This is a genomic window from Nonomuraea antimicrobica (assembly GCF_039536965.1).
In the GTDB taxonomy this organism is placed as follows: Bacteria; Actinomycetota; Actinomycetes; order Streptosporangiales; family Streptosporangiaceae; genus Nonomuraea; species Nonomuraea antimicrobica.
Genome location: NZ_BAAAZP010000019.1, coordinates 95,402 through 103,891, shown reverse-complemented (window position 1 = coordinate 103,891; position 8,490 = coordinate 95,402). Strand labels below are relative to the sequence as shown.

The 8,490-nt window shown below is 74.1% G+C and carries 6 protein-coding genes; 5 read left to right on the top strand and 1 reads right to left on the bottom strand.

What is annotated here, in order from left to right:
* The 5 genes from ABD844_RS07020 to rhaS form a co-directional block, all read left to right on the top strand.
* Positions 1-2,872 (top strand): TIGR02680 family protein (locus ABD844_RS07020; RefSeq protein ID WP_344874157.1); only part of this gene is annotated, 2,872 nt, incomplete at its 5' end.
* Positions 2,873-2,944: 72 nt separating this feature from the next.
* Positions 2,945-4,465 (top strand): sugar ABC transporter ATP-binding protein, encoded by a 1,521-nt coding sequence (locus tag ABD844_RS07015; RefSeq protein WP_344874155.1) that lies wholly within the window; start codon positions 2,945-2,947, stop codon positions 4,463-4,465.
* Complete coding sequence (locus ABD844_RS07010; RefSeq protein ID WP_344874153.1) at positions 4,462-5,613, top strand: ABC transporter permease; 1,152 nt, start codon at positions 4,462-4,464, stop codon at positions 5,611-5,613. The genes ABD844_RS07015 and ABD844_RS07010 overlap by 4 nt, the downstream gene beginning before the upstream one ends.
* Positions 5,606-6,604 (top strand): ABC transporter permease, encoded by a 999-nt coding sequence (locus ABD844_RS07005; RefSeq protein ID WP_344874151.1) that lies wholly within the window; start codon positions 5,606-5,608, stop codon positions 6,602-6,604. The genes ABD844_RS07010 and ABD844_RS07005 overlap by 8 nt, the downstream gene beginning before the upstream one ends.
* An 80-nt stretch (positions 6,605-6,684) precedes the next feature.
* A complete protein-coding gene (gene rhaS, locus ABD844_RS07000) occupies positions 6,685-7,749 on the top strand; it encodes a rhamnose ABC transporter substrate-binding protein (protein WP_344874149.1) in 1,065 nt (354 codons plus the stop codon).
* Positions 7,750-7,828: 79 nt separating this feature from the next.
* Here rhaS and ABD844_RS06995 read toward each other — a convergent pair.
* Positions 7,829-8,490 (bottom strand): PfkB family carbohydrate kinase (locus ABD844_RS06995; protein ID WP_344874147.1); only part of this gene is annotated, 662 nt, incomplete at its 5' end.

The window sequence follows — 8,490 nt, the reverse complement described above, 5'->3', positions numbered from 1 at the left end:
CGCCCGTACGGAGGCGCGCCACGCGGCCGAGTGCGCCGGGCTGCTCACCGTCCACGAGGAGGCGGCCCGGCCTCCCAGGAACCGCGATGACGAGTCCGGCGACGGGCCCAACGATGGGTCCGGCGGTGGGCTTGACGGTGAGGCGGCCGTACGCAGGGCCAGGGAGCTGCTGCGGGCGGCCGTCACCAGCCGCGCCGCCCAGATCAGGGAGGTCAGGGCCGCGGTGGCCCGGCACGACGAGGCGATCGACCGCCGCACCACCGCCGAGCACGACCGCGACCAGGCTCGCGACGACCTGGCCGCCGCCCAGGAGGCACGGGAGCGGGCCGAGCGGGTACGCGACGAACGCGCCCGCGACCTGGCCGCCGCCCTGGCCGACTGGTCGGGCGGCTGCACCCAGCTCCAGCTCGACCCGGCCACGCTCGCCGGGCTGGCCGACGACTTCGAGCGGGCCGACGACCTGGTCGGCACGGCCCGTACGATGGCCGCCGTCGAGCTGGCCGCCCGCGAGCAGCACCTGACCGCGCAGCGGGAGAGGCTGACGGCCGTGCGGGCCGAGCTGGCCGCCGAGCGCGAGCGCCTCAACGACGAGGCCGTGCTGGAGCCGCCCGCCCCCCACAGCCGTACGGCCGCCAGGACGGGACGCTCCGGCACCCCGCTGTGGCGGGCCGTCGCGTTCAGGTCGGGGCTCGATCCCGTGGCGCAGGCCGGGATCGAGGCCGCGCTCGAAGCCTCGGGCCTGCTCGACCTGTGGCTGCGGCCCGACGGCGGGTTCGACCCCGGCGAGCACGACGCCTTCGCGGTGACCTCGCTGACCAGGCCCGCCCCCGGCTACAGCCTGGCCCACGTGCTGTTCACCGAGGCCGACTCGCCGGTGCAGGCCGACGCCGTGCTGTCGGGCATCGCGTTCGCGCCCACGGCGATCGGCGTCGACCACCCCGCCGTCATCGGCGCCGACGGCACCTGGCGGCTGGGCCCGGCGACCGGCCGGTGGGTCAAGCCCGAGCCGTCCTACCTGGGCGCCACCGCCCGCGAACGCGCCAGGCGGCGCCGCATCGCCGAGCTGGACGACCGGCTCGGGGAGCTGGCCGGGCGGATCGCCGAGTGCGACCACCTGCTCGCCGTGACCGACGCCGAACGCGGCACGCTCACCGCCGAGCTGCGGCGCAGGCCGGGCAGGGGCCCCTACGCGGAGGCCGTCCAGGCGCTCGACGGCGCGGTGCGCAGGGTCGCGCTGCTGGAGGACCGGCTCAGGACCTGCGAGCGGCGCCTGCACGACCGCGAGCGGGAGGTCGCCAGGTCGCTGCGGCGGCTCACCGAGACGGCCGACCGCCACGCCCTGCCCACCGCGCCGTCCGCGCTCGCCCAGGAGGCGGAGGCGCTGCGCACCGCCGAGACCATCGGCACCGTCTGGCACGACCGGCGGGCCGACGCCCGCGCCGCGGGCGAGCGCGCCGACCTGGCCGCCGAGACCGCCGCCCAGTACGAGCGGCACGCCGGCGAGGCCGTCGAGCGCGCCGAGGAGGCCGCCGCCGCCGCGGTCGTGCTGGCCGAACGGCTGGCCGCGATCGAGTCCGCGGTCGACGTGGAGCCCCGGCGCGTCCTCGACCGGCTCCAGGAGGTCCAGGGCGCGCACCAGAGCTGCCGCCGCCTCATCAAGGCGGTCAACGCCGAGCTGGCGCGGCTCAACGCCCGGCTCGGCCGGCTCAAGGGCGAGCTGGGCACCACCGAGGACAGGCACGCCGAGGCGGGGCGGCTGCGCGACGAGGTGTCCGACCGGCTGCGCCGCCTGGCGGCCGGGCACCTGCCGGCGGACGCGCGGGTGGCGGTCGAGCTGGCGCCCGAGGCCGGGGTACGGGCCGTGCTGGAGGCGGCCAAGGCGGTGGCCGAGCGGCTCGCGTCCGTCCCGTACGAGCTGAAGAGCGTCAGGGAGGCCGAGGCGCGCATGCAGGACGCCTTCCACCACGCCAGGGAGGTCCTTGCCGACCGGGCCGATCTGGAGCTGGCGCCCGACGACGACGTCCAGGTGCTCACCGCCACCGTCGACGGCGTGCGCGCGGGCGCGGCGGCGCTCAGCGAGGCGCTGGGCAAGGAGCGCGACGAGCGGCGTTCGGACATCACGGAGGCCGAGCGCGACCTGTTCGACCGGACGCTCGCCGGTGACACGCGGCGGCACCTGGCCGATCGCATCAGGCAGGCGACGGCCCTGGTCGAGGGCATGAACCAGCGCCTCGAACGGGTCCGCACCGCGTCGAGGGTGGCCGTGCGGCTGGTCTGGCAGGTCGACCCCACCCAGCCGCCCGGCACCAGGGCCGCCCGCGACCTGCTGCTGCGCGACCCCGCAGGGCTGACGGAGGCCGACAAAGAGGCGCTGTACGTCTTCTTCATGGACCGCGTGGAGGAGGCGCGGGCCGACGACTCCTCCGCGAGCTGGGCGGACCAGCTCATGAAGGTGCTCGACTACACGGCCTGGCACCGGTTCGTGGTCAAGCTCGACCGGGGCGACGGGCACGGCTGGCAGGACCTGACCAGGAAGCTGCACGGGGCGCTGTCGGGCGGGGAGAAGGCGATCGCGCTGCACCTGCCGCTGTTCGCGGCCGTGGCCGCCCACTACCAGACCGATCCGGGCTGCCCGCGGTTCATCCTGCTCGACGAGGTGTTCGTGGGGGTGGACAAGACGAACCGGGGGCAGGTGTTCGACCTGCTGGTGAATCTGGGGCTCGATCTCGTGCTCACCTCCGACCACGAGTGGTGCGAGTATCGCGAGCTGGACGGGATCGCGATCCACCAGCTCATCACGGGCGACGGCGACGACGCGGTGACGACGGCCCGTTTCGTGTGGAACGGCTACCGGACCGTCCCGTCCGATTGACACGTATCCGGCGATCGTTTTACGTTCGGGGAAAATTAAAACGTTTTGCCGGAAGTGGTGCCGGAGGACCGCATGAGTGAACCGCCTCCCCTTCTGTCGCTACGCAACGTGAGCAAGTCGTTCGGCGCCGTACAGGCCCTGCGTGACGTACGGCTCGACCTGCGCGCCGGCGAGGTCCACGGCCTGGTCGGCGAGAACGGAGCCGGCAAGTCCACGCTGGTGAAGATCCTGGCCGGTGCCCATCCGGCCGACACGGGGACGTTGCGGGCCGGCGGGGCGGAGCTGACGTTCGCCGGGCCCGCGGACGCCCGTGCCGCCGGGATCGCGGTGATCTACCAGGAGCCCACGCTGTTCCCCGACCTGCCGGTGGCCGAGAACGTCTTCATGGGCCGCCAGCCGCTGCGCTCCCTGCGCCGCATCGACGCCGGGGCCATGCACGAGGGCGCGGCGGGCCTGTTCGCCCGGCTCGGCGTCCGGCTCGACCCCGGCCGTCCCGCCCGTGGCCTGTCCATCGCCGACCAGCAGCTCGTGGAGATCGCGAAGGCGCTGGCGTCCGACGCCCGCATCCTGATCATGGACGAGCCCACCGCCGCGCTGTCGGGCGTCGAGGTCGAACGGCTCTTCTCGGTCGTGCGCTCGCTGCGCGACGCGGGTGCGGCGGTGCTGTTCATCTCCCACCGCTTCGACGAGATCTTCGCGCTGTGCCATCGGATCACGGTGATGCGCGACGGCCGCCGGGTCTCCACCGACCCCGCCGCCGACCTCACCGTGGACGAACTGGTACGCCGCATGGTCGGCCGAGAGGTCTCCACGCTGTACCCCGAGCCGGCGCAGTCCACCGTGGACACGGCCGTGGGAGAGCCCCGGCTGGAGGTGCGCGGCCTGACCCGGCACGGCGTCTTCGCGGACGTCGGCTTCGCCGTGCGCGCCGGCGAGATCGTCGCGCTGGCCGGGCTGGTCGGGGCGGGCCGCAGCGAGGTCGCCCGCGCGCTGTTCGGCATCGACCGCCCCGACGCGGGGGAGGTCCTCCTCGACGGCGTCAGGCTCCCGCCGGGCGACACCGCCGCGGCGATCGCCGCCGGGCTGGCCCTCGTCCCGGAGGACCGGCGGCAGCAGGGCCTGGTCATGGAGCTGTCGGTGGCGCGGAACGCCACGCTCACCAGGCGGTGGTCACTGAGCAGGCTCGGCCTGCTGCTCGGCGGCCGGGAACGCGCCGCGGCCCGCGAGTGGGCCGGGCGCCTGCGCATCAAGAGCGCCCGCCTCACCGACCCCGTCTCCACCCTGTCGGGCGGCAATCAGCAGAAGGTCGTGCTGGCCAAGTGGCTCTCGACGAAGCCGCGCGTACTGGTCGTGGACGAGCCCACCCGCGGCATCGACGTGGGCACCAAGGCCGAGGTGCACCGGCTGCTGTCGGAGCTGGCCGGGCAGGGCGTCGCGGTGCTGATGATCTCCAGCGAGCTGCCCGAGGTGCTCGGCCTGGCCGATCGCGTCCTGGTGATGCACGAAGGCCGCCTGGTCGCCGACCTCCCGCGCGCACGGGCGGACGAGGAGTCGATCATGTACGCCGCCACCGGCCAGGGCGGCGCCGGATGACGGCGGTCAGGACCGGACCGGCCGTCGCAGCGGGAGAGGGCACCCGCCTGGTCCAGCGCGTGTTCGTGATCAGGGAGCTGGGCATCGCGGTCGCGCTGGCGCTGCTCGTGGTGACCACCGTGCTCGTCAACCCGCGCTTCCTGACCGCGCAGGGCGTCAAGGACCTGCTGCTCGGCTCGACCGTGCTGGCCGTGCTCGCGGTCGGTCAGAGCATCGTCGTCATCACCCGCAACGTGGACCTGTCGGTCGGCTCGGTGCTCGGACTGTCGGCGTTCGCGACCGGGAGCCTGTTCGTGGCGAACCCGGGCCTGCCGATCCCGGTCGCGCTCGTGCTCGGCGTGCTGCTCGGCGCCGCCTGCGGCGTCGTGAACGGCGCGCTGATCGCCGCCGCCCGGGTGCCCGCGCTCGTGGTCACCCTGGGCACCCTGTACGTCTTCCGCGGCCTCGACCACACCTGGGCGGCCGGGCGGCAGATCAACGCGGCCGACATGCCGCCGGGCTTCCTGCGCCTGGGCAGCGCGACCGTGCTGGGCGTGCCGGTGCTCGCCCTGTTCGCCGTGGTGGTGCTCGTGGCGGCGGGCTACTACCTGCGCTCGTACCGCGGGGGCCGGGAGCTGTACGCGATCGGGTCCAGCCCGGCCGCCGCCCGCCTGGTGGGCATCCCGGTCGGCCGCCGCGTGTTCGCCGCGTTCGTCGTCTCGGGGGCGCTGGCGGGGCTGGCCGGAGTCCTGTACGCGGCGCGCTTCGGCACGCTGGACGCCAACGCGGGCAACGGGCTCGAGCTCAACGTGGTGGCCGCCGTGGTGGTCGGCGGTGTGGCCATCTTCGGCGGCAGCGGCTCGGTGTACGGCGCCGCCCTGGGCGCGGTGCTGCTGACCACGATCGGCAGCGCGCTGCCGGTGCTCGGCGTCAGCCCGTTCTGGCAGCGGGCCGCGGTGGGCGCGCTGATCCTGGCCGCCATCGGCCTCGATCGCGCGCTGGCCGTCCGGCTCGCCCGGACCCTGCGACACCAGAACACCCGCGGCCACGCCGCGCGCGGCCCGGACCCGGACGGCCAGGGCGCATGCGGGCAGAACGCCCGAGGCCCGGACGCCGACGACCAGGGTGCGGACGACCAGGACATTCGCGGGAGGAGTGGTCGTGGCTGAGGGGACGGTGGCACGGTTGCGTTCCATCGCGGGGTCGTGGGCGGCGATCCTGATCGTCGCGCTGGTCCTGGTCGTCGTGGTCGGCGGGGTGAGCGTCGAGGGCGTGGCCGGTCCGCGGTTCTGGCGGTTCGTCACGCTGGAGACCATCCCGATCGCGCTGATCGCGCTGCCCATGACCCTGGTGGTCATCACCGGCGAGATCGACCTGTCGGTGGCCAGCGTCCTCGGCCTGACCTGCACGGTCATGGGCGGGCTCTGGGTCTGGGGAGTCGATTCGCTGCCCCTGGTGATCGTGCTCTGCCTGCTGCTGGGAGCGCTGCTCGGCGCGGTGAACGGCCTGTTCGTGGCCGGGTTCGGGCTCCCGTCGCTGGCCGTGACGATCGGCACGCTCGCCCTCTACCGCGGCCTGGCGTACGTGGTGCTCGGCGACCGGGCGGTCGCCGACTACCCGCCGGAGTGGACCACGGGAGCGATCGGCGCGATCCCCGGCCTGACCATCCCCTGGGCGATCATCGTGGTGGCCGTGCTCGCGCTGGTCGCCGCGATCGTGCTGCACGCCACCCCGGTCGGCCGCGGCCTGTACGCGATGGGCAACAACGCCGAGGCCGCCCGCTTCACCGGCATCCCCGTGGCCCGGACGAAGTTCTGGCTGTTCGTGGCCACCGGCACGATGTCGGCGCTGGCCGGGGTGTTCTGGACGCTGCGCTTCGCCAGCGCCCGCGCCGACAACGGCATGGGGCTCGAACTCGCCGTGGTGGCCGCGGTGCTGCTGGGCGGGGTGTCCATCTTTGGCGGGCGCGGCGGCCTGCTCGGCGTCATCGCCGCGGTGATCCTGCTCGGCACCCTGCGCAACGCCCTGCAACTGGCGTACGTACCCGCCAACACGCTCACGATCGTCACCGGATCCCTGCTCATCGTCTCCGTAGTGGGACCCAACGTGGCCGGCATGCTGCGCGACCGTCTGCGCCGTCGGCGATCCGCCGTTCCCTGACCCCGCCGTTCCCTGACCCCGCGGCCCCGGCCGCGGAAGACCGCCGTCGATCCGGCGCGGTCCACGAAAGGAAGCACGACATGGCAGCGACAAGTCGAGGAGGCCGGGCCATCGCCCTGGCGGTGCTCGCCGCGTTCAGCCTCGCCGTCACCGGATGCGCCGCCCAGGAGGAACCGGCCACCCCGCAGCCCGGCGCGAGCGGGGCGGCGGCGACCATCAAGGAGGGCCTGAAGATCGCCTTCCTGCCCAAGCAGGTGAACAACCCGTACTTCGACGCCTCCGACAACAAGGGCGGCAAGGTCGCGGTGGCGGAGTTCAAGGGCGTCTACAGCCAGACGGGCCCGTCGGAGGCCAGCCCGTCGGCGCAGGTCAGCTACATCAACACGCTCTCGCAGCAGGGCGCGGACGCGATCGTGGTCTCGGCCAACGACAAGGACGCCCTCTGCGGCGCGCTCAACGAGGCCCGCCAGGCCGGCGCCAAGGTCGTCACCTACGACTCCGACACCAACCCCGCCTGCCGTGACGCCTTCATCAACCAGGCCAGCGCCGAGGGCATCGCCGCCTCCCAGATCAAGCTGATCAGCGAGGCGGTCGGCCCGGACGGCGGCGAGATCGCGATCCTCTCGGCGACGGCGAACGCGACCAACCAGAACGCCTGGATCGAGATGATGAAGACGGAGCTGGCCAAGCCAGAGAACGCCAAGCTGAAGCTGGTCGCCACCGTCTACGGCGACGACGACGACCAGAAGTCGTTCCAGGAGGCGCAGGGGCTGCTGGCCCGGTACCCCGACCTGAAGGGCATCGTCTCGCCCACCACGGTCGGCGTCGCCGCGGCGGCCCGCTACCTGTCCGGCTCGGAGTACAAGGGCAAGGTGCGGCTCACCGGCCTGGGCACGCCCAACCAGATGCGCGCCTACGTCAAGGACGGCACGGTCGGGTCGTTCGCCCTGTGGAACCCCTCAGAGCTGGGCTACCTGGCCGCCTACACCGGCGCGGCGCTGGCCTCCGGCCTGATCACCGGCAAGGAGGGAGGGACGTTCACCGCGGGCAGGCTGGGCGAGTACACCGTCGGCGAGGACGGCGTCGTGCTGCTCGGCGACCCGTTCGTGTTCACTGCGGAGAACATCGACGACTTCGACTTCTGACGGCCGGGCCCGTGCCCCCGGCACGGGCGCACCGGCCGTGTCCCGCGCGGGAGGCCGATCCGCCCGCGTACGGGCCGGGTCAGTCGTCGGCCGCGAGCCGGTCGGCCCACGGCGGGTCGGCGCCCGGGACCGAGCACGTCAGCGCCGCCACCCGGGCCGCGAACGCCGCGGCCGCCACCGCGCTCTCCAGATCGAGGGCGTCGAGCCGCCCGCCGAGCAGCCCTTGCCCGCCGAGGTGGTGCAGCAGCCCGGCCGTGAACGAGTCGCCGGCCCCCACCGTGTCCACGACGTCCACCCGTGGCGCGGCCACCTGGGCACGCTCACCGTCGAGCGAGACCAGCGCCCCGCGAGCCCCGCGGGTGATCACGATCAGCCGGGCGCCGGCGGCGTGCCACAGGTCGCAGGCGTGTTCCAGAGAGGTGCCGGGCAGCAGGAACTCGAGGTCGTCGTCGCTCAGCTTGAGAATGTCGGCCCACTCGCACCACCGGGCCACCCGGTAGTCGTCCTTCGAGGCCAGCGTCGGGCGGACGTTCGGGTCGAGGGAGACCGTGGCACGCGCCGACGCCTTGCGCGCGAACTCCTCCACCACCGCCCCGCCGGGCTGCCTGACCAGCGCGAGCGAGCCGGTGTGCAGACAGGAGGCGGGGCCGAGCCGGGCGGAGTCGAGCTCGTACGCGCTCCACTGCCAGTCGGCGGCGCCCTCGGCGTAGAAGGTGTAGTCGGCCCGGCCGCCCGCGTCGA

Coding starts and splice junctions, on each gene's coding strand:
- rhaS (WP_344874149.1), top strand. CDS start 6,685: ATGGCAGCGACAAGTCGAGGAGGCCGGGCCATCGCCCTGGCGGTGCTC.
- ABD844_RS07010 (WP_344874153.1), top strand. CDS start 4,462: ATGACGGCGGTCAGGACCGGACCGGCCGTCGCAGCGGGAGAGGGCACC.
- ABD844_RS07015 (WP_344874155.1), top strand. CDS start 2,945: ATGAGTGAACCGCCTCCCCTTCTGTCGCTACGCAACGTGAGCAAGTCG.